Source organism: Saccharopolyspora spinosa NRRL 18395 (assembly GCF_000194155.1).
Classification (GTDB): Bacteria; Actinomycetota; Actinomycetes; order Mycobacteriales; family Pseudonocardiaceae; genus Saccharopolyspora; species Saccharopolyspora spinosa.
The window spans coordinates 1-20,419 of sequence record NZ_GL877883.1; the positions used below are offsets into that span (position 1 = coordinate 1).

Annotated in this window: 18 protein-coding genes; 6 read left to right on the top strand and 12 right to left on the bottom strand. The window is 68.2% G+C overall.

Translation table 11 applies throughout. The features are described 5' to 3' along the window. Positions 1-354 precede the first annotated feature (354 nt). Positions 355-660, top strand: a complete 306-nt coding sequence (locus SSPN_RS56080) for a hypothetical protein (RefSeq protein WP_148272118.1) — start codon at positions 355-357, stop codon at positions 658-660. 266 nt (positions 661-926) lie between these two features. On the opposite strand, the gene SSPN_RS0137995 is transcribed toward SSPN_RS56080, so the two are convergent. Next, positions 927-5,030 carry a type VII secretion protein EccC gene (locus SSPN_RS0137995; RefSeq protein WP_029536131.1) on the bottom strand — a complete coding sequence of 1,368 codons (4,104 nt, stop codon included), beginning with the start codon at positions 5,028-5,030 and terminating at the stop codon, positions 927-929. A 290-nt stretch (positions 5,031-5,320) separates the two neighbouring features. On the opposite strand from SSPN_RS0137995, the gene eccD reads away from it, so the two are divergent. Next, positions 5,321-6,760 (top strand): type VII secretion integral membrane protein EccD, encoded by a 1,440-nt coding sequence (gene eccD, locus SSPN_RS0138000; protein ID WP_010315337.1) that lies wholly within the window; start codon positions 5,321-5,323, stop codon positions 6,758-6,760. An 11-nt stretch (positions 6,761-6,771) separates the two neighbouring features. After that, complete coding sequence (gene mycP / locus SSPN_RS0138005; RefSeq protein ID WP_010315339.1) at positions 6,772-8,184, top strand: type VII secretion-associated serine protease mycosin; 1,413 nt, start codon at positions 6,772-6,774, stop codon at positions 8,182-8,184. Positions 8,185-8,684: 500 nt separating this feature from the next. Here mycP and SSPN_RS47990 read toward each other — a convergent pair whose 3' ends face one another. The 3 genes from SSPN_RS47990 to eccB all read right to left on the bottom strand — a co-directional run bounded on the left by SSPN_RS47990 (position 8,685) and on the right by eccB (position 12,147). Beyond that, positions 8,685-10,091, bottom strand: coding sequence for a WXG100 family type VII secretion target (locus tag SSPN_RS47990; RefSeq protein WP_010315341.1), 1,407 nt, complete (start codon positions 10,089-10,091; stop codon positions 8,685-8,687). Further along, positions 10,088-10,399, bottom strand: coding sequence for a hypothetical protein (locus SSPN_RS0138015; RefSeq protein WP_010315343.1), 312 nt, complete (start codon positions 10,397-10,399; stop codon positions 10,088-10,090). The genes SSPN_RS47990 and SSPN_RS0138015 overlap by 4 nt, the downstream gene beginning before the upstream one ends. Before the next feature lie 152 nt (positions 10,400-10,551). Continuing rightward, positions 10,552-12,147 carry a type VII secretion protein EccB gene (eccB, locus tag SSPN_RS0138020; protein ID WP_083822355.1) on the bottom strand — a complete coding sequence of 532 codons (1,596 nt, stop codon included), beginning with the start codon at positions 12,145-12,147 and terminating at the stop codon, positions 10,552-10,554. Positions 12,148-12,320: 173 nt separating this feature from the next. Here eccB and eccE point away from each other — a divergent pair, with 173 nt between their 5' ends. Both eccE and SSPN_RS0138030 read left to right on the top strand, forming a co-directional pair. Then, on the top strand, positions 12,321-13,622 hold the full coding sequence (eccE, locus tag SSPN_RS0138025; protein ID WP_083822356.1) for a type VII secretion protein EccE: 1,302 nt from the start codon (positions 12,321-12,323) through the stop codon (positions 13,620-13,622). Then, entirely contained in the window at positions 13,619-14,350 is a 732-nt protein-coding gene (locus tag SSPN_RS0138030; protein WP_010315349.1) for a hypothetical protein, read from the top strand. The genes eccE and SSPN_RS0138030 overlap by 4 nt, the downstream gene beginning before the upstream one ends. Positions 14,351-14,525: 175 nt before the next feature. On the opposite strand, the gene truA is transcribed toward SSPN_RS0138030, so the two are convergent. The 8 genes from truA to infA all read right to left on the bottom strand — a co-directional run bounded on the left by truA (position 14,526) and on the right by infA (position 19,236). After that, the gene (gene truA / locus SSPN_RS0138035) at positions 14,526-15,407 is read right to left on the bottom strand and encodes a tRNA pseudouridine(38-40) synthase TruA (RefSeq protein ID WP_029536133.1); all 882 of its coding nucleotides are present in this window, start codon (positions 15,405-15,407) and stop codon (positions 14,526-14,528) included. Positions 15,408-15,427: 20 nt separating this feature from the next. Then, positions 15,428-15,976, bottom strand: a complete 549-nt coding sequence (rplQ, locus tag SSPN_RS0138040; RefSeq protein ID WP_010315353.1) for a 50S ribosomal protein L17 — start codon at positions 15,974-15,976, stop codon at positions 15,428-15,430. A gap of 49 nt (positions 15,977-16,025) precedes the next feature. Next, the gene (locus SSPN_RS0138045; protein ID WP_010315355.1) at positions 16,026-17,105 is read right to left on the bottom strand and encodes a DNA-directed RNA polymerase subunit alpha; all 1,080 of its coding nucleotides are present in this window, start codon (positions 17,103-17,105) and stop codon (positions 16,026-16,028) included. Positions 17,106-17,256: 151 nt separating this feature from the next. After that, positions 17,257-17,862 (bottom strand): 30S ribosomal protein S4, encoded by a 606-nt coding sequence (rpsD, locus tag SSPN_RS0138050; RefSeq protein ID WP_010315357.1) that lies wholly within the window; start codon positions 17,860-17,862, stop codon positions 17,257-17,259. 23 nt (positions 17,863-17,885) lie between these two features. Continuing rightward, positions 17,886-18,290 (bottom strand): 30S ribosomal protein S11, encoded by a 405-nt coding sequence (rpsK, locus tag SSPN_RS0138055; protein ID WP_009948668.1) that lies wholly within the window; start codon positions 18,288-18,290, stop codon positions 17,886-17,888. A 25-nt stretch (positions 18,291-18,315) separates the two neighbouring features. Then, positions 18,316-18,696: a 30S ribosomal protein S13 gene (rpsM, locus tag SSPN_RS0138060; protein WP_010315370.1), complete on the bottom strand. Its 381-nt coding sequence runs from the start codon at positions 18,694-18,696 to the stop codon at positions 18,316-18,318. A gap of 152 nt (positions 18,697-18,848) precedes the next feature. Beyond that, positions 18,849-18,962, bottom strand: coding sequence for a 50S ribosomal protein L36 (gene rpmJ, locus SSPN_RS0138065; RefSeq protein ID WP_010315372.1), 114 nt, complete (start codon positions 18,960-18,962; stop codon positions 18,849-18,851). 52 nt (positions 18,963-19,014) lie between these two features. Then, a complete protein-coding gene (infA, locus tag SSPN_RS0138070) occupies positions 19,015-19,236 on the bottom strand; it encodes a translation initiation factor IF-1 (RefSeq protein ID WP_009948665.1) in 222 nt (73 codons plus the stop codon). Positions 19,237-19,624: 388 nt separating this feature from the next. Here infA and SSPN_RS0138075 point away from each other — a divergent pair, with 388 nt between their 5' ends. After that, a complete protein-coding gene (locus SSPN_RS0138075; protein ID WP_010315375.1) occupies positions 19,625-20,296 on the top strand; it encodes a class I SAM-dependent methyltransferase in 672 nt (223 codons plus the stop codon). Positions 20,297-20,419: the final 123 nt, after the last annotated feature.

The following is a 20,419-nucleotide window of genomic DNA, read 5'->3' on the forward strand; positions in this document are numbered from 1 at the left end:
GGCGCTAGCCAGGTTCCTCCTGCCGTCGCAAGCACCGTTGCGCCGAGCACCGAACGCCGAGGAGCCTAGGCCCGCTCCTGCCGTAGATCGCCGATCCGTTGAGGCCGAGGGCCACCGTTGGCGCGTCTTGCGCCAGCCCGAACACGCACTTCTAGTCAGCCCAGCGCGTTCACCCAAACCACACCACCAGGTGAGAGGTGAGGGGCACCCTTAGGCGACTAGGCCGCTCAAGGGTGCCCCTCACCTCGAAAAATCACCCGACCCAGGTCGGTCATGGGGTCGCCGGGATTGCTGGTTCGGCGGTTCTCGCTCGGGTCGTGGTCGTTAGGGCCAGCAGGAGGCACGGAGCTGCGATTGCCGCCGCTGCTGGCGCTAGCCAGGTTCCTCCTGCCGTCGCAAGCACCGTTGCGCCGAGCACCGAACGCCGAACGCCGAGCGCCGAGCGCCGAGCGCCGAGCGCCGAGACGTCATCGGCAGGGTCAGCACAGCCCAGTTGAGCAAGACGAACACCAGCGCGCCGCCGCCGAGCGACAACTCCAGGACCCCCCGCGCGCCGAATCCGTCGGTCCAGCCCCCGCCAGCAAGGACTGCAACCCGAAGACCTGCCCGCTGGACGCCTACGACATCGAGGTCAGCGCCCCGACACCGTCCCACCACTGACGCGTGCTCCGCGAAGCGCGGCCTGACCACGACCCTCGTCAACGGGCACACCCGCTAGATGGAAATCCGCCGAGACGACATACAGGCCCGATTTCCCGGGTCTGCTCGACGCCGCCCTCGCAGGTTTCGCAGAACGACACCCGTGATCGCTTTGGGTTGCCACAGCAGCCCAGAAGACTCACGGCCCCGGGCGCAACAACACCACCCACAAAACGAAAAGCCTCCCCCACCGAAGCAGGGGAGGCTTTTCGCGTCGTCCCGTCGGATCACTCCGGCTGGATGAACGCCGTCTGGATCATCTGCGGCCCGGCCCGCAGGCTGCGGCTGACCAACGTGCCCCGACCAGGCGGCAGCGGCCGCGACTTGATGTTGGCGACCAGCTGACCGTCGTCCTTGTTCGCACTCATCGCCAGACCAGGCGCCGACGTCTCACGCATCTTGCCGATGATCGGCTCGTACAAGGACTTACTGCCACCACCGGAGTTACGCGCCAGCACAATGTGCAGACCCACATCGTTGGACACCGGCACGAACTCCGCCAGCGGCGCCAGCGGGTTGTTGCCCTGCGGCGCGACCAGTTCGTAATCATCAACGATGACGAACAACTCCGGGCCCTTCCACCAGGAGCGGTCCTTCAACTGCTCCTGCGTCACATCCGGCCCGGGCAACCGCTTCTTCAACGACGCCGCGATGTCCTTGACATTGCCCTTCAACTGATCCGCACCGACCGCATACTCCAGCAGATGCCCGGTGTTGAGGAACCCGAGCATCGTGCGCCGGTAGTCGACCAGCAGGATCAGCGCCTCCTTCGGCGTATACCGCTCCGTGATGCCACGGACGATCGTGCGCAACAGCGCCGTCTTGCCCGACTCCCGCTCACCGAAGGCATAGAAGTTCGGCTCGGAATTGAAGTCCAGATACACCGGATGCAGACCATCCTCGTTGATGCCGACCGGCACCAGCTTCGGCTTCGGCTGCTGCTCCGGACGCGGCAACTGCTGATACGGCAGCATCTCCGGCAGCAAACGGACCTGCGGCGCCGGACGCCCCTTCCACGAACTCTTGACCCGGTTGACGAAATCGGCGACACCATCGGAGACATCGTCGTTATACAGCTCCCAGCCCAGGCGAGGCGCGCGGACCGGCTTACCCTCGTCGATCTCCCGCTTGACCTGCTCGTGCTCAGCCTCGACACGATCACCGATGGTCTCGCTGTCCACCCGGGGCAGCGCGGTCAGGAAATGCAGCTTGCTGCCGTGCATACCACGACCCGGGCGACCCTGCGGGACCTTCACCGCGAACTTCCGGTCGATCTCCGACTCACTCGGGTCACCGAGCCGCAGCTCGATGCGGGTCTGCATCAGGTCCTTCATCGCCGGGCGGATCTCCGCCCAACGCGCGGCGGTGACGAACACGTGCACACCGTAGGCCAGGCCGTTGGCCGCCAGGTTCAGCACGTCCTGCTCCAGCGACTCGAACTCCTCACGGAACGTCCGCCAGCCGTCAATGATCAGGAACGCGTCACCGAACGGGTCGTCCTCGAACTCACCGCGCCGCTTGCGGTTGCGGTAATCGTTCATACCCTCGACGCCGTGCTGCTGGAAACGCCCTTCCCGCTCGGCCAGCATCGTCTTGAGCTCCGCGATCGTCCGCCGAACCGTGTCCTGGTCACGCCGGGTACCGTAACCGCCCATATGCGGCAGGCCCCGCAACGCGGAGATCGAACCACCACCAAGGTCGATGCAGTAGAACTGCACCTCCCGCGGCGTGTGGGTCAACGCCATCGAAGCGATCATCGCACGGACCGTGTTCGACTTACCCGCGCCGACACCACCGACGATCGCGCCATGACCGCCCTGACCACTGAGATCCAGCGTCATCGGGTCCTGCCGCTGGTGATACGGCACATCGATCAGACCCACCGGAAACTGCAGCCGACCGCTACCCGCGAAACCCGCCGCCGTGTAACCACGATCGTCTGTCTGCTGCAGCGGCGGCAGCAGGGTGTCCAAAGTAGGCGGTGTGTCCAGCGGCGGCAGCCACACCGCGTGCGCCGGCGGGCCCTGCCCGCGAATCTTGTCGATGATGATCTGGAAGTCCGTCGGGTCGAGGTCGCTCTTCTGCTCCTTGACCTCCTCGACGACCGGCTTCTCCGGTTCCGGCGGCTTCTCGATGTAGTCCGGGATGAATTTCTGCGGCATCTTGTCGCCGGTGACCGGCGACGCGCCACCCTTCAGCGTCGGGCGGCGGCCACTGGTCTGGTGCATGTGGCCGGACACGAACGCGGCGCGGAACCGCTCCATGCCGTTGGGGTGCTTCAGGTATCCGTGACCACCGGTGGCGGGCAGGTCGGCGGCGTCCGGAACACCGATCGCCGCGCGGGAGTCCGCCGCGTTGAAGGTCTTGAGACCGATCCGGTACGACAAGTGCGTGTCCAGACCGCGCAGCTTGCCCTCTTCCAGCCGCTGGGAAGCCAGCAGCAGGTGGACCTGCAGCGAACGACCCAGTCGACCGATCATCACGAACAGCTCGGCGAAGTCCGGCTGCTGCGACAGCAGCTCGGAGAACTCGTCGATGACCACGAACAACGCGGGCAGCGGCTCCTGGCAACGTTCGTCGCCAGCCTCGCCCATCTTCCGGTAGTCCCAGACATTCTTCGCGCCCGCCTTGTTCAGGACCTCCTGGCGGCGGTTCATCTCACCGGCCAGCGCGTCCTGCATGCGGTCGATCAGCGAGCCGTCGCCCTCCAGGTTCGAGATGCTCGCCGAAACGTGCGGCGCCGGCTCGAACCCGTTGAACGTCGCACCACCCTTGAAGTCGACGACCACGAAGTTGAGCATCGACGACGAGTGGGTGGCCATCAGGCCCAGCACGATGGTGCGCAGGAACTCGGACTTACCGGAACCGGTCGAACCGATGCAAAGCCCGTGCGGGCCCATCCCGCCGGAGGCGGTTTCCTTGATGTCCAGGTGGACGATCTCGCCCTGCTCGCCGGGGCCGATCGCGACGCGGTACAGGTCGTCGCGAGACCGCGGCCGCCAGGCCTCGTTGAGATCGAAGGTGACCACGTCACCGGCCAACCCCAGCTGCTCGATGTAGTTCAGCGGCGTGGTCAACGGCTCGTAGCCGCCGCTGTCGGCGTCGGACGCCGAACCGCCGCCAGCCACCCGGTACGGCGCCAGCTGACGGGCCAGCGAGGTGGCCTCCTCCGTGCTGAGCGTGTCCGGCTTGCCGAACCACTCCACACCGGACCCGCCGCGGGCACCGATGCGGTCCTCCTCCACGACCATCCGCATGCCGCGGCGCGCGGTGAGCTGCCCGAGCAGGTCGGACAGGTCGATCATGGTGACGCCGGCCAGCCCGCCTTCGACGTAGAGCGCCTCTTCGCGGGTGATCTCGGCGTCATCGAGGATGATCACAATGTGCGGCTGGCCGTCCGGCGGCGCCGCGTTGCGCTGGAACCGAGGCCGCTCCGCCATCTGCTCGGCGAGCATCTGCTCCAGGGCCCCGAGCGAACCGGCCATCAGCCGCATCTGGCCGATGCCGTCGGTCTCGGTCGGGTGCTGGGCGTGCGGAAGCCACTTCACCCAGTCCCACTCGGTGCGCGCGCGGCCGCTGCTGGCGACCGCGATCATCACGTCGTCGGGGGTGTGGAAGGTGGCCAGCTGGCACACGATCGCGCGAGCCAAGCCGCGCACCAGGTCTCGGTCGCCTTGCAGGCCGACCGCGGCGAAACCGCGCAGCGAGGTGGCGATCGGCAGGTCCGGCACCAGCGAGTGCGCGCGCACGAAACGGCGCAGCGCCAGCGTGGTGATCGGCTCCAGCTCGTCGACCGGGCCGGTTTGCGGTGGCACCAGGCGGGTTTCCAGCCGCTGCGAACCACGACCCACCCGGACCTGGCAGAAGTCGTTGTCGTTGGGACGTCGCTCCCACATGCGCCGGCTGCCGGCGGCCAGGGACCACAGGGTCTGCGGGTCGGGGTGCACCCACTCCCGGGCCAGCCGCTGCTCGTCGGCGGCCTCCCGCGCGCGGTCGCGCATCTGCCCGAGGTACCGCAGGTAGTCCTTGCGGTCCTCGTTCATCTCAGCCTTCTTCTGGCTGCCTTCCTTGCCGCCGCCGGCCATCATCCCGAAAGTTGAGATGAGCATCATCATCGGCATCATCATCATCATCGGGTTGTCCTTGGCCCGCTGGAGCATGAAGACCATCATTCCCAGCGAGGCGACGATCATGATGCCCGGCAGGACCTTCTGGACGATGTTGCCCGGAATGGTCCGCGGAATCTCCGGCGGTGGTTCGAGGTGCACCTCCCCGCCCGGTGGCCTGGGAGCGGCCAGGCGTGGCGTTCGCTTGAACTGCAGCGTGCTCACCGGACGCAACAACCTTTCCGTGTCAAACGTGCTCTCGAATGTCGCAGCCAGCATTCTGTACCGGCGCGGCACCGCCTGCGGCGGGGTGGGACTCGGGCGTGACCAACCAGATATGAAGTAGTTGGCACGAGTTGCACCAAAGCTGCCCCCGCCGACGGTCGGTGTGGCCATACTAGGGGCGCTCTTCGACCGGGCGGGCCGGTTTCACGAGAAAAACCGGCCTTGGTTGGATCGAGCCCAACGACACAAATGAATGCAAGGCAATCAACCTCAGGGAGTAGGGGGCCCAAGTGGCGACCGGGACCACGGTGTTCAGCCGCGTGACGGTGGTGGCGCCTACAACTCGTATCGACCTGGCGCTTCCCGCAGACGTGGCGGTAGCAGACCTTTTGCCGATGGTGCTGGACATGGCCCGCGGGATCACCCCGGATGGCGGTTCGCGGCACGGCGGCTGGTGCCTGGCCAAGCTCGGGGAGAGCCAGCCCCTCGACCCGAGCCAGACGCTGTCCTCGCAGGGAATCGTCGATGGCGACATGTTGCAGCTGCGGCGCCGGTCGGACGACCCGCCGCCGCCGCTGTACGACGACGTCGTCGACGCGCTCGCGGAAGCGGAACCGGGCAGCTACCGGCCGTGGACGAAGGAAACCGCGGCCAAGATCGGGCACGCGGCCGGCGCGCTGGCGCTGGTCGGTGCGGCCGTCGCATTAGGGTTGGCGGGCCCGGCCGGGCTGCTGCACCCCGAACTGGAGGGCACGGCGCCGATCGTCTACCAGATCGTGGCCGCCGTAACGGCGGTCGTGGTGGCGATCTTCGCGACCGGCGTCGGCTCGATCGTGACGCGCGCCTACGCGGCGCCCACCACCGGCACGGTGATCGCCGCCGCGGGCGGGCTGCCGATGGCGTTCGTCGCGGGCTTCAACATCGTGCCGGGCAACGCCCTCGAACCGAGGCTGTTGCTGGCCTGCGCGTTGACGCTGATCTTCGCGTCGGTGTCGATCATGGTGATCGGCGCGGGCATCGTGACGTTCATCGCGGCCGCCACGGCGGCGGCGTTCGGCACCATCGGCTTCCTCGTCGCGACGCTGGTGCCCGACGCCAGCACCGCGGGCATCGCCGCGGGCGCCGCGGCCGTCGGCCTAGCCGGCATCTCGCTGCTGCCGCGCATCACCATCCAGCTCGCGAAGCTGCCGCTGCCGCACGTGCCGGGCAGCGCCGAGGACCTCAAGGAAGACACCGGCTTCCCGGATTACCGCATGATCGAGCGGCAGACCGGCCTGGCGCACCAGTACATGACGGGCCTGATCATCGGCTGCGGCGTGGTAGCGGCGCTCGGCTCGATCCTCGCGGCCTCGGCCAGCATCTGGGGCGCGGTGTTCGCGATCGTCGTCTCGGCGGTCCTGCTGCTGCGCGGCCGCAACTACGCGAACGGCAGCCAGGCCATCGCGCTGCTGCTGAGCGGTCTGCTGTCGTCCCTGGGCGTCACCATCGGCCTGCTGGTGCAGGTCGCGCAGTGGTCGCTGGCGGTGGCCTGGGTGTTCCCGCCGCTGCTGCTGCTGGGCATCCTGGCGATCATCTTCGGCGTGGTGTTCCCGAACCGCCGGTTCTCGCCGGTGCAGCGCCGCACGGTGGACATCCTGGAAGCGGTCCTGATCGCGCTGGTGCTGCCGCTTGCGCTGGCCGCTATGGACCTCTACATGTACATCCGCGACCTCAACCTGAACTTCTTCTGAGGGGCGGCCTGATGCGCTCTAGGATCTCCCGCTCCCGCGGCGGGCTGCGCGGATTCGCGCTGCTCGCTGCGGTGGGCACGTTCGCGCTGGGCGGCCCCACGGCACCCGCAGTCGCGCAGACCGTTGGTCCGCCGCAGCTAGATCCGTCCAAAAAGGCCAGTCACTCGCTGGACCGGTTCACCTACCCGCAGAAGCAGGGCTGCATGCGGGGAAACTCCGGCAACTCCATGATCGAGGAGAAGCCGTGGAGCCAGTTGGTGCTCGGCTTCGAGCAGGCCCACGACCAGGGTCTGCGCGGTGCCGGGCAGACGGTGGCCGTCATCGACACTGGCGTGAACGCCGCGCATCCGAGGCTGCAGGGCAAGGTCCAGGACGGCGGGAGCAGCGTCCCGGACGGCGGCGGGGACAAGGACTGCGACGGACACGGCACGATCGTTGCGGGAATCATCGCGGCAGGCCAGGACCAGACAGGCCAGACCGGTTATGTCGGTGTCGCACCGGATGCCCGGATCCTGTCCGTCCGCCAGTCCTCGAAGCTGTTCGTCAGCGACGGCAACAACGCCACGATCGGCAACACCCAGACGATGGCGCAGGCGATCAACATCGCGGTGGACCGCGGTGCCAGCGTCATCAACATCTCGCAGTCGTCGTGCCAGCCGATCGCGCAGGCCAGCAACTACAACGACTACGGCAACCAAGAACTGCACAATGCAGTCAAGGACGCCTACAACGCCGGGGTCGTGGTGGTCGTCGCGGCCGGGAACGTCGGCGAGTCCTGCCAGAAGAACGCGGCCGGAAGCCCGACGACCGCGGTGCTGCCAGCCTGGTTCGACGACTACGTGCTCACCGTCGCCTCGGTGAACCAAGCGGGTGCGCCGTCGGAGTTCACCGTGCCGGGCCCGTGGGTCGACGTGGCCGCGCCGGGCGAGAACCTGATCGCCCTCGACCCGGGTGTCGGCGGCACCGGGCTGGCCAGTCAGATCGCCACCGGCGACAACGGCCAGCTGGGTCCGATCCAGGGCACCAGCTTCGCCGCGCCGTACGTGTCCGGCCTGGCCGTGCTGATCAAGGAGAAGTACGAGCGCGAGAACCGGCCGCTGACCGCCGCGCAGATCATGGACCGGATCAAGCAGACGGCACTGCACCCGGGCGGTATCAACGGGCGCAACGACATCGTCGGCTACGGCGTGGTCGACCCGGCGGCGGCGCTGGACGACGTGGTGCCCGCCGAGTGGGGCGTGGCGGCGCCGCCGCCGAAGCCGACGAAGCTGGACTCGGATGTCATCCCGCAGAAGGACTTCCCGTCCCTGATCATCGCCCTCGGCGGTGCGGGGGCGGGAATCGCGGCGATCATCTTCACGGCGTTTCTGATCAACGCAGTCCGCAACGTCCGAGCGCGAGCGCGCGAGAACGACAGCCGCTGAAAAAGTTCGAGCAGAACGGCCCGATGTCCAAGGTGGACACCGGGCCGTTGTGCGCACCATCAAAGTTGAGCAGTCGGAAGAGAAGAAGTCCGGTGGATGCACCGGACTTCTCAGCAGCAAGCCAGGTGCCGTTAGTGCTTTGGCGCTGCAGAGGCTTGTTGGGCACCCGTTCTGCCTGGAGGTTCCGGGGCTGCCCTAGCGGGAGGGATGCGGTGCGGCTTCGCCAACCGGTGTGAAGCGAACGGCCTGCCCACCACCATAGATGGCACGAACGGTCCGTTCACCTCACCGACCGAACACAAGTCCCGGGCTGCTGGTATGGAGCGAACGGCCTGCCCACCACCATAGATGGCACGAACGGTCCGTTCGCTTCAACCAGCACATCCCCAAGTAGCCTCTATCGCACCCGATAGCACTCACGGTCCCCAACAGTCGAACGGGCTCAACGGTGCCGGCTCAGGGTGGATTGTGTTCATGTGCGGATCTTGTTGGCGTGAGGCCTAGTTCCGGCGCTTCGGGGGTGGCGCGTCGCCGACGGATGCACTGCCGGTCTTGGGCTTCGGGGGTGGCGCGTCGCCCACCGATGCCGTGCCCGTCTTGGGCTTCGGGGGTGGCGCTTCGCCCACCGATGCATTGCCAGTTTTCGGCTTTGGCGGCGGGGCGTTGTCCACCGATGCTTTGGTGGGCTTGGGCTTTGGGGTGTCTTCCGCCTTCTGCTTGGGTTGGAGGGCGTCTGCGATCGAGGGGCGTGGGATGGGTGGCTCGATGATCGACGGGACGCCTAGCCTCCGCGGCGACTGCGGGGTCGTTGCGGCCGGTCGTTCCTGGTTCTGGTCGCGGTCTCGCGACGACTCGCCGAGGACCGCAGGGGCCGCGTCTGGCGGCGTGCCGAACAGCTCCTCCGGCTTGCTCCTCAGCCGGGACTGGTTCTTCCGCTCCTGGCTGGCACCCTGCGCGCCGCCCATCATGCCCATCGGCATCATGCCGCCCATCATGCCGCCGGCGGCAACACCGCCCGCCGCACCGGCGACCGCGCCACCAGCAGCAGCGGCAGCGGGTGGCAATGCCGAAGGCTCCCCGGCCCGCGTGGTGTCGCCCGGGGAAAGGTCCTGTTCCGCCCCTCCGCCGGGCGCGCCGGAAACCCCCGCCGCAGCGGTGTCTCCGCCGCCAACACCTCCGCCGCCAACACCTCCACCGCCGACACCGGCAGGATTGCCCGCACCGCCGCCAGCAGCAGCCTCCGCCGGTTCAGCCTCCGCCGGTTCAGCGGGTGCTGCGGGTTGTGCGGGGGTCGGGGCGTTGAAGTCCCATGCCGGGGCGGGCATCCGGTTGTCGAACCGCACCGCGCCCGCCGACCGGCCCGCCTCCACGTCGTCGCAGAACCGCGCGAACGCGCGATAAGTGTCCGAAATGGACTCGGCCAGCTCGGTCGCGGGCTGCGCCAGTTCCGCCAGGTGTTTGCGCGCCCGCTTCGCTCCTTCTTCGGGGGTCAGCAGCGCCGCGGACACCGAATCCGCCGCTTCCGCGACCAGCCCGTCCAGGTCCTCCAGTTGCGCCTGCAGGGCTTCCACCGTGTGGTCCAGCACATCCGCCAGCGCGCGCATCGTGTCGACCAGGTCGTTGCCTGCCAGGCCGACCTCCTGAACGTGCGCGAGGAACGCGTCGGCGTCCTGGCCCTGCCAGGCCGAATCGATCCCGCCGAGCCTGCCCTGCACGTGCTCCGCAGCGTTCTCCACCTTCTCCGCGCCCTCGCGCCAAACCCGGGCTGCCTCGCGCAGTTCCTCGTGGCGGCCGACCAGGTCAGCGAGATCCGCGGGGATCGAGTTCACGACCTCCAGCTCGTCGGCGATGCGGGACAGGTAGTTGAGGTGCTCGGCCACCTCGGAGCTGTTGCGCGCCATGCTCATGCCTCCTGCTTCCGCATTTCGACGGCGCTGCCGTCGTCGCCCCCGGTGTGGAATTCCACGACCTCGCGCAGCTCGTCCCCGGCTCGGGTCAAGGTCTCCCCGGCACGGCGGTTCTGGTCCAGCAGCAGGGCGCACAGGCGCTGGTAGGCCTCGGCTGCACCGGCCTCGCGACCGAGCGCGCCGAAGGCTTCCGGCGCGAGTTCCGCGGCCGTCAGCGCCGGTTGCGCGGCCGTGATCTCCTCGCCCGCGGCGCGCACCTCGCCCGCGCAGCTCGTCAGCCATTCGATGTCGATCCGGATCCCCGACATCCGGTACCTCCCGCGTTCGGTCGCTCTTAAGACGATCCGCCCGCAGCTCACCGTGGGCTGCGGGCGGATCGCTTGTTCCTCGGACGTTCGAGCCGACCAGTTCGGTTCCCCGGTTCCGCGAGCGGTCTCGGCTGCTCGCGGAACCGGAAACGTCAGCTACCTGATTGGGCGGCTCCGGCTTGCTGCTGCTGTTGCGGGTTCTGCGGCGGGCGGTTCACTCCGCCCGGACCGACCGGGACCGAGTCGTAGGTCAGGCTCGCGTTCGCCGGGTCGAGGAAGTCGCCCTTCGGCAACGTCCGCATCAGCCACGACGGCCCCGCCTTGATGTCGCCGGCACCACCGATCACGCCGAGTCCCTGCGCGGTCGCGACGTCCTTGATGCCGTACTGCACGCCCTGGTCGGAAACCAGGAAGATCGGGCCGCTGTCCGCACCGGCCTCGTTCGAGGCACCGCGCACCACGGCCGCCTTGCCCGGCGGCATGTAGAAGTAGTCCACGTTCGGGCCTGCAGCGTCGAACTGGGCCAGCTTTACCGGTGCCTTGGCCGTCGGCGAGCCCTTGTGCAGGGTCACCGTGATGTTCTGGTCACCGTTGAGGTTCTTCCAGCTCAGGCACGAAGTGTCGGACTGCTGGAAGGTGACCGGCGTGGGCACCGCCATCGGGAAGTTGGAGAGGTTGATCTGCTCGCTGGGGTCGGCCTGCGGAGCGTCGGTGACCGCACCCGTCGCGTTCGGGACGTCCTGGCTGTTGGTCTTCGACGCGTGCAACACCGCCGCCGCGCCCTCGTTGATCTCCTGCTTCCCGTTCTGCAGCAACAGGAAGAACTGGTCCGGCTGGCCCGGCACGGTGCGCTTGACCACATCGCCGACCTTGTAGCGGGTCATGTAGCTCTGCAGCTGCTGGCCATCACCCGGGATGGTGGGCGCCTGCAGCGCCGGGACCTCCGGGATCGAGTTCAGCATGTTGGTGCTGATCGTCCGCGGCGTGGCACCCCGCAGCCGGAAGATGTCCATGATGGTGGTTTCCGTCATGCTGATCTTCGACTTCACCGCGTGTGTGTGCTGCCGACCCGGCAGGTCCTTCACGCGGTAGATGAGGTACTCCTCCTTGGAGGTCTGGTCCTTGACGTAGAGCGACTGGTTCGGCTCGATCTCGGTGCCGTGGTTGCCGTCACCGCCGATGACCGTCGTCTCCACCTTCGTCGCGGCCTCGACCTTGGCATCGCTGAGGGTGTCCCGGACCTGGCCGACATCGCAGATCGCCCAGGACGCCTCAGCGGGATTCTTGGCGTCCGGCAGGAAGGTTGGCGCGTTGACCATGCCGGTGAGCGCACCGCGCGGGAAGTCCGCCAGAGCGGCCTGCTTCACCCTGGTCGGCTCCACCGGGCCGCCGCCCTGGCCGCCGCCCTGCGCCATGACCAGCAACTTCGCCGAGGCCATGTTCAGCATCGGAATGAGCCGCTTCTGGGCCTGCTGGTCTGAAGTTACGACGAAAACGTTGCCGGTTTCCTGGGCGATGACGATCGAACCCGGCTCCGGGACGTTGCCCTTACCACCGAAAAGGCCCCAAACAAGGAACCCGATCATGCCGACAGCGGCGAGTACCGCACCCGCGACCGTGGCCCGCTTGTGCGAACCCATCGGATCGTGGAGCATCACCGCGTCTTTCCGCACCAGCGCCGACTCCATGCGGCGCAGCACGAACCGATACGCCTGAACCTGTGACTTCGTTGTGGGTGTTGATGCCATTCTTCGCCTACAGCTCTCCCGTCCGAGGTACGGTTTCGCAGGATAGTCCTAGAGATATACCGAATGGGTGCGGTTCGACCGAGTCCGTCAGTATTCTCTAAACGCGGCGACTCCAGAACGCGTCCCAGCGCGCCGTGTGACGCACTTACCTGCGAGGGGGAGAGACCGAACGGATGTCCGTGACCACACAACATCCGGCCCAGCCGAAAGCTCCCGGGCCCGCCAACCCGCCCCGCGCCCGAATTCGCGCGCGTCGGCGGCGGATCAACGGCGTGACGCTCGGCGGCATCCCTGCGGCCAACATCGTGCTCATCGAGGTCGGCCTCGCCATCGGCCTGATCCTCACCCTGATCAACAACATGCTGCTGCCGGTCGGTGCCGGCGTGGCGGTGCTGGCGATCATCATCGCCCTGCTGCGGCGGCGCGGCCGGTGGTTCACCCAGTGGTTCGGGCTGGTGCTCGAATACCGCGGCCGCAACCACAACCGGGCTTCGCACCCGGCCAACGTCGATGCGATGGAGCCGGCTGAGGACAAGGACGGCGACGGCATCATCGGCCCGGACGAGAACCACCGCGTCGCGCTGCTGCGGCTGGTCGTCGAGGACCTGGTGATCGCCCGCACCCAGGACCACGACCGCAACCCGGTCGGAATGTCGTGGCACAACGGCAAGTGGACCGCGGTGCTGATGGTCGAGCCGGCCCCGTCACTGCTGAAGGTCGACAGCGCGCCGAACCTGCCGTTGGGCGTGCTGGTTCCGTGCCTGGAAGACCGCGGCGTGGTGCTCGACGCGGTGCAGGTCATCTGGCACTGCTACCCGGGAAGCGCGGCGCTGCCGTCGAATTCGCCCGCGTTGAACTCCTACCTGGAAGTCCTGGGCCGACTGCCCGCGGCCGCCCGGCGCACCACCTGGATCGCGGTCCGCCTCGACCCGCAGCGCTGCGCCAAGGCCGTCGGCGAGCGCGGCGGTGGCATCATCGGCGCGCAGCGGGCGCTCATCGGGGCGTTGTCCCGAGTCCGCAATGCGCTGGAGCGGCAGGGCGTGCCGACCCGTCCGCTGGACCCCGACGAGCTGCTGCAGGCCGGGATCTCCTCGGCGGAATTGCACAGCGTGCTCGGTTCGCAACGGCCGGTGGGCCTCAAGGAGCGGTGGGACGGCGTGACTGCCGGTGGCGTCGGGCACTCCAGCTACGCCATCACCGGTTGGCCGAACCAGATGAACGACAGCCTCAACGCGCTCACCGGGATCCGCGCGCTGTCCACCAGCATCGCGCTGTCCATCTCGCCGGTCGGCGAGGAAGGCGAGGTCGGGCTGCGCGGCCTGGTCCGGGTCAGCGCCCGCACGCCCACCGAGCTGGACGCCGCCGACGAGCGGCTGAAGGCGATCAGCAACCGTCTCGGGTTGACCCTGACCCCGCTGCGCGGCTCGCAACTGGCCGGCTACGCGGCGACGCTGCCGCTCGGAGGTGCGGCATGAGCCGAAGCAGAACGATCGATGTGCCGGGCAGCCGCGGCGCGGCCCCGGAATTCCTGGTCACCGCGGAAACCCTGGACGCCATCAGCCCGTCCGGCGACCGCGGCGGCGTGATCATCGGCTCGGACCCGCAGGGTGAGGCGCAGGCCGCGTCGATGCTGCGGCCGCACCCGACCCGCATGGTCACCGTCGGCGGCCTGTACCTCGCCCGGCAGCTCGCACTGCGCGCGATGGCAACCGGCGCCTGGGTGATCGTCGCCACCGGTCGGCCGGCGGCGTGGAAGATGCTGGAGCGCGCGGCCGGGCAGACCCCGGACGGGAAGCCGGTGCCGCTGGCGCAGATCCGGCGGTTGGCGCCGTTCGACCTCCCGAGGTCCACTGAGGACACCCCGCTGCTGGTGATCCACGACGGTGGCGCGGTGCCGCAGGAGCTGTTCCCGCCGCGCGCGCCGTGGCAGACCACCATGTACGTGCTGCCTTACCTGCACCCGCAGGTCAGCAGCGGCACGGCGGCGAACACGGCGGACCTGGTGCTGTTGCAGCGCCTTCCGCTGAACCAGGCGCAGCTCGCCCAGCGCATCTGGAGCCTCCGCGGCCACCAGGTCCAGCAGCTGACCCAGCTCAAGGACGACCAGGTGATCGCCCTCGGCAACATGACCTGGACGATGATCCGACTGGTGACGAACCAGAAGGAGAAGGAGATCCTCGGCCCGATCCGCCGCGGCGACTGACTCCTCGCACAGCGAAAAGCCCCGACCCCGGTCGGGGCTTTTCTGCGCTGTTATCGGCAATTGTCGTTGTTGCGGCCATTAACATTCGCGACAACGACTCGGTGAGAACTCTGGACGGCGCGCAGCGATCAACCCGGAAAACACTGCGATTTCCGGGAAACCCGGCTCCGAGCGGTCAGGGGAGGGTGCGCATCGCCCGGGTTTGCGCGGCCCGGGCTTCGAGGTCTTCGTCCGACGGGTAGTCGATGGCTGTCAGGGTCAGGCCGTGGGCCGGGGCGACCGCCGTCGTCCGGCTGGTGGATTCGAGGAGTTCCGCCGGCCAGGGCCGGGCTTTCCTGCCGTCACCGACCATCAGGAGCGTGCCCACCAGGCTCCGGACCATCGAGTGGCAAAACGCGTCCGCGCTGACGTGCGCGACGATCAGGTGCGCCGCCACCCGCTCCCACTCGAAGCGCTGGAGTTCACGCACCGTCGTGGCGCCCTCCCGCGGCTTGCAGTACGCCGCGAAGTCGTTGAGCCCCAACAACTCCTGCGCCGCGGCGTTGAGCGCCGCCACGTCCAGCGGGCGGTTCCAGGCGAGCGTGTCCCGGCGCCGCAGCGGATCCACGCCCCACGGCGCGTCCGACACCTGGTACCGGTAGTGCCGACGCAGCGCCGAGAAGCGCGCGTCGAACGCCGAAGGCACCACCCGCGCCCCCAGCACCCGCAGGTCCGGCGGGAGGATCCGGTTCCACCGGTGCACCATCCGCCCCAGGTCCGGGATCCCCTGCGCGTCAACGGAAATCCGCCCACCGCCGACCGGGTCGTGGGGCACCACGTCGAAGTGCATGACCTGCCCCGAGGCGTGCACCCCGGAATCCGTCCGCCCGGCGACCACCACCGGTCGCGGCACCGACCGCCCCGGCGGCTGCTTCGCCAGCGCGTCCTCCACCAGGCCCTGCACGGTGCGCTGACCCGGCTGCTTCGCCCAGCCGCAGAAATCCGTGCCGTCGTAGGAGACGTCGAGGCGCACACGAACGAGCCCGCCGTCCCTAGCAGGAGCGGCGGGCTCGTTCACGGCAGCACTACGTGCCGGAATCAGGACTCGTCCTTCTTCTCGGCAGCGGTGTCCTCGGCCTTGGCCTCGGTGGCCTCCGGAGCCTCGGTGGCCTCGGTCGCCTCGGTCGCCTCCGGAGCCTCGGTCGCCTCGGCCTTCGGGGCCTCCTCGGTCTTCGGCTCGTCCTTGGCGAACTTCGTGCCGCGAGCGGCCTCCGCCTCGGTGGTGACGAGCCTCTCGGTCACCAGCGCGATGACGGCCATCTTCGCGTTGTCACCCTTGCGCGGCATCGTCTTGACGATGCGGGTGTAACCGCCGTTGCGTTCCGCGAAGTGCGGGCCGATCTCGGCGAAGAGCTTGTGCACGACGTCCTTGTCGCGGATGGTCTTCATGACCTCGCGACGGTTGTGCAGGTCACCCTTCTTGGCCTTGGTGATGAGCCGCTCGGCGATCGGCCGCAGCCGCTTCGCCTTCGCCTCGGTCGTGGTGATCCGGCCGTGCTCGAACAGCGAGGTGGCCAGGTTGGCCATGATGAGCCGCTCGTGCGCCGGCGACCCGCCGAGACGCGGACCCTTGGTCGGGGTGGGCATCGGTTGCTCCTCTCAGGGCGCGCCGGTGTACCCCGGACGCGCAACACAGCTACAGCTGCTCTGTCTCCGCGTAGTCCTGACCGTCGTCGTAGCCGTTGTCCTCGACGGGCCCGATCGCTCCGACGGTGGTCTCCTCGGAGGACCAGCCTTCGGACGGGTACTCGGCCGCTGCGGCCGACGGGTCGAATCCGGGCGGGCTGTCCTTGAGCGCGAGCCCAAGGCCGGCCAGCTTCATCTTGACCTCGTCGATGGACTTCGCACCGAAGTTGCGGATGTCCAGCAGGTCGGCCTCGCTGCGCGAGACCAGCTCGCCGACGGTGTGGATGCCCTCCCGCTTGAGGCAGTTGTAGGAACGCACCGTCAGGTCGAGGTCCTCGATCGGCATCGCGTAGGCCGCGATGGTGTCGGCTTCCGCCGGCGACGGGCCGATCTCGATGCCTTCGGCGTCGATGTTGAGCTCGCGGGCGAGCCCGAACAGTTCGACGAGGGTGCGTCCCGCCGAAGCCACCGCGTCGCGCGGGGTGATCGACGGCTTGCTCTCCACGTCGAGGATCAGCTTGTCGAAGTCCGTGCGCTGCTCGACACGGGTCGCCTCGACCTTGTAGGTCACCTTCAGCACCGGCGAGTAGATCGAGTCCACCGGGATGCGGCCGATCTCGGCACCGGTCTGCTTGTTCTGCATCGCGGGGACATAGCCACGACCACGCTCGACGACGAGCTCGATCTCCAGCTTGCCCTTCGCGTTGAGGGTGGCGATGTGCAGGTCGGGGTTGTGCACCGTGACACCCGCCGGCGGCACGATGTCGGCTGCGGTTACCTCACCCGGACCCTGCTTGCGCAGGTACATCGTCACCGGCTCGTCTTCCTCGGAGCTGACGACCAGCTCCTTGATGTTCAGGATGACGTCGGTGACGTCTTCCTTCACACCCGGAATCGTGGTGAACTCGTGCAGCACACCGTCGATGCGCAGGCTGGTGACCGCCGCACCCGGGATCGAGGAGAGCAGGGTACGACGCAGCGAGTTGCCGAGGGTGTAGCCGAAGCCCGGCTCCAGCGGCTCGATGACGAACCGGGAGCGCGTCTCCGACACCGCCTCTTCGGACAGTGTGGGTCGCTGGGAGATGAGCACTTCGTTTTCCTTTCCTCACGACGCCCGCTATTTGACGCCGATGGAATGGCGCTGCCCGCGAAGCGCGGGCCGGTGGCGGATTCCTGCACCGCCACCGCTGGCTGCGAGCCGCCGGCGGCCGGCCTCCGAGGGGGGCCGCCGGCGGGACGCGTCACTTCGAGTAGAGCTCGACGATGAGCTGCTCGGTGACCGGAGTGTCGATCTGCGCGCGCTCCGGGCGCTGGTGCACCAGGATCCGCAGGTTCGAGGGAACGACCTGCAGCCAGGCTGGCACCGGCCGATCGCCGAGGGTTTCCTTGGCGATGATGAACGGCGTGGTGGGCACCGACTTCGGCTTGACGTCGATGATGTCCCACTTCGAAACCTGGAAGCTGGGGACGTTCACCTTCTTGCCGTTGACCGTGAAGTGGCCGTGGCTGACCAGCTGCCGCGCCATGCGGCGGGTCCGGGCCAGGCCAGCCCGGTACACGACGTTGTCGAGCCGGGACTCCAGCAGCTGCAACAGGTTGTCACCCGTCTTGCCGGGGCGCCGGTTGGCGTGCTCGTAGTACGAGCGGAACTGGCGCTCCAGCACACCGTAGGTGAACTTCGCCTTCTGCTTCTCCTGGAGCTGCAGCAGGTACTCGGTTTCCTTGATGCGCGCGCGGCCGTGCTGCCCCGGGGGGTACGGACGGCGCTCGAACGCCTGGTCACCACCGACGAGGTCAACCTTCAGACGGCGGGACTTGCGGGTCGCGGGACCGGTGTAACGTGCCATCTCTGTTTACTCCTTCCCGCGGCTCAGACCCGACGACGCTTCGGCGGGCGGCAGCCGTTGTGCGGCTGCGGGGTGACGTCCTGGATGGTGCCGACCTCTAGACCGGCGGCCTGCAGCGAGCGGATCGCCGTCTCCCGGCCCGAACCCGGACCCTTGACGAAGACGTCGACCTTCTTCATGCCGTGCTCGGCGGCCTTGCGGGCCGCGTTCTCGGCGGCCATCTGCGCGGCGAACGGGGTGGACTTGCGGGAGCCCTTGAACCCGACGTGGCCGGCGGAGGCCCAGCTGATCACCGCACCGGTCGGGTCGGTGATCGAAACGATGGTGTTGTTGAACGTGCTCTTGATGTGCGCCTGGCCGTGAGCGACGTTCTTCTTTTCCTTGCGCCGCACCTTCTTGACGGCACCAGCGCGAGACTTGGGTGGCATGGCTTTAGCTGACTCCTAGCGAGGCTTACTTCTTCCCGGCCTTCTTCTTGCCGGCGACCGTCTTCTTCGGCCCCTTGCGGGTACGGGCGTTGGTCTTCGTCCGCTGCCCGTGAACCGGCAGGTGCCGGCGGTGCCGAAGCCCCGCATAGCAGCCGATCTCGATCTTCCGGCGGATGTCGGCCTGGACCTCGCGGCGGAGGTCACCCTCGACCCGGTAGCTGCTCTCGATGAAGTCGCGCAGCTTGGTGAGCTGCTCGTCATCGAGGTCGCGCGGCCGGGCATCGGGCGAGATTCCGGTCGCGGAGAGGATCTCCTTCGACCGGGTCTTGCCGATCCCGTAGATGTAGGTGAGCGCGATCTCCATGCGCTTTTCGCGCGGGAGATCGACGCCGACGACCCGTGCCATCTGGCCGGTTCTCCTTCGTTCTTCCAGGTCTGCTCCCTCGCCGCCCCCGCAACTGGTGCGGAGCCCCGGCCTGGTCCGGGGGTCAGTCGGCCCGCGTTAGGACCGACAGGTCAAGGGAGTTCCTTCTCAATCCTTGCGACGCTGTGCTGCGCTCAGCCCTGACGCTGCTTGTGACGGGCGTTGTCGCAGATCACCAGCACCCGCCCGTGACGGCGGATGACCTGGCACTTGTCGCAGATTCGCTTCACACTCGGCTGGACCTTCACGGTCGTGCTCTCCTGCTCGGACGCGTGTCCGGTCTCCCGGACACCGTGGAGGTCACTTGTAGCGGTAGACGATGCGCCCACGGGAAAGGTCGTACGGCGAGAGCTCCACCACGACCCGGTCCTCGGGCAGGATGCGGATGTAGTGCTGACGCATCTTGCCACTGATGTGTGCGAGAACCTTGTGGCCGTTCTCCAACTCGACACGGAACATCGCGTTGGGGAGCGGTTCGATCACCCGACCCTCGACCTCAATGGCCCCGTCTTTCTTGCCCATGTCCTCCGCGTTTCGTGACGGTGACGGTTTGCGGACCTAAGTCCCGCCGCTTGCACCGGAGGCCCCGGCACCCGCGACGGGCACACTGCAGCCCGGTCCGGAACACCGATGACGACCCGGTCCGGGAATTCGGAGCGGATTACCAGGCACAACGAACCGGCGCTACGAGTGCGCCGAGGTTCCACTGTACGCGCCGCCGTTTGGGCACTCCACATCGGGGCAGCTCAACGGCGCTGCGGACACGCTGTGCAACGTGGGGGTGACGCTCACGACGGTACCCGACCGCGCCTCGCGGCGGCTTGCGCGGTCACTTCGGATCTCACTACTTTCGATCACACGCTCGACATCGGGGTCGAGGGCCCGGACCGTGGGAGAACCGAGGAGAAGCGTGACACCTCAGCAGGAGCAACGGGGCTGGAGCGCAGCGCCGCAGATCCGCAAGTTCGGCAGCGTCGGGCAGCACGCGGCGAGCAAGCTGAAGGAGTACCGGACCTTCATCCAGGCCGCGGTGCGCAACCCGAAGATGGTCGGCGCGGCGACCCCGACCTCCGCCGCGGTAGCCGCCACGGTGGCCCAGGTGGTGCCGACGACCGGCGCCCCGGTGGTGGTCGAGCTCGGCCCCGGCACCGGTTCGTTGAGCAACGGCATCCACCGCAGGCTGCCCGAGGGCTCCCGGCACATCGGCATCGAGCTCGGCGAGGGCATGGTCAAGCACCTGCGCACCCACAAGCCGTGGATGGAGATCGTGCACGGCGACGCCGGCGACCTGCTCGCGCTCCTGGACAAGCACAACATCGACCGGGTGGACGCGGTCATCAGCAGCATCCCGTGGTCGCTGCTGGCGGCCGGCGCGCAGAACCACATCCTGCGGCAGGCCGTCGAGGCGCTCGCCCCGCAGGGCGCGTTCACCGCGCTGACCTACCTGCCCGCCGACCAGACGCCGGGCGGCCGCCGCTTCCGCAACCGGCTGGGGCTGACGTTCGACGAGGTCCTCACCCACACCACGTGGCGCAACCTCCCGCCGATCCTGCACTACATCTGCCGCCGCCCGCTGCGGTAGGCCGCGCATCCCGCAAGGGGTGAAACAGGGGCACTGCCCGGGTGAACCCCGAATCACGCTCCGTCACATGCGCACCAGGCTTAACACATGACCAATCCCACACCAGTCCAGGTGGACGCGCCG

Bases quoted from the DNA above. Each gene is read 5' to 3' on its own strand.
- mycP (WP_010315339.1), top strand. From the start codon at position 6,772: ATGCGCTCTAGGATCTCCCGCTCCCGCGGCGGGCTGCGCGGATTCGCG.
- SSPN_RS47990 (WP_010315341.1), bottom strand. From the start codon at position 10,091: ATGAGCATGGCGCGCAACAGCTCCGAGGTGGCCGAGCACCTCAACTAC.
- SSPN_RS0138015 (WP_010315343.1), bottom strand. From the start codon at position 10,399: ATGTCGGGGATCCGGATCGACATCGAATGGCTGACGAGCTGCGCGGGC.
- eccB (WP_083822355.1), bottom strand. From the start codon at position 12,147: ATGGCATCAACACCCACAACGAAGTCACAGGTTCAGGCGTATCGGTTC.
- eccE (WP_083822356.1), top strand. From the start codon at position 12,321: ATGTCCGTGACCACACAACATCCGGCCCAGCCGAAAGCTCCCGGGCCC.
- SSPN_RS0138030 (WP_010315349.1), top strand. From the start codon at position 13,619: ATGAGCCGAAGCAGAACGATCGATGTGCCGGGCAGCCGCGGCGCGGCC.
- rplQ (WP_010315353.1), bottom strand. From the start codon at position 15,976: ATGCCCACCCCGACCAAGGGTCCGCGTCTCGGCGGGTCGCCGGCGCAC.
- rpsD (WP_010315357.1), bottom strand. From the start codon at position 17,862: ATGGCACGTTACACCGGTCCCGCGACCCGCAAGTCCCGCCGTCTGAAG.
- rpsK (WP_009948668.1), bottom strand. From the start codon at position 18,290: ATGCCACCCAAGTCTCGCGCTGGTGCCGTCAAGAAGGTGCGGCGCAAG.
- rpsM (WP_010315370.1), bottom strand. From the start codon at position 18,696: ATGGCACGGGTCGTCGGCGTCGATCTCCCGCGCGAAAAGCGCATGGAG.
- infA (WP_009948665.1), bottom strand. From the start codon at position 19,236: ATGGGCAAGAAAGACGGGGCCATTGAGGTCGAGGGTCGGGTGATCGAA.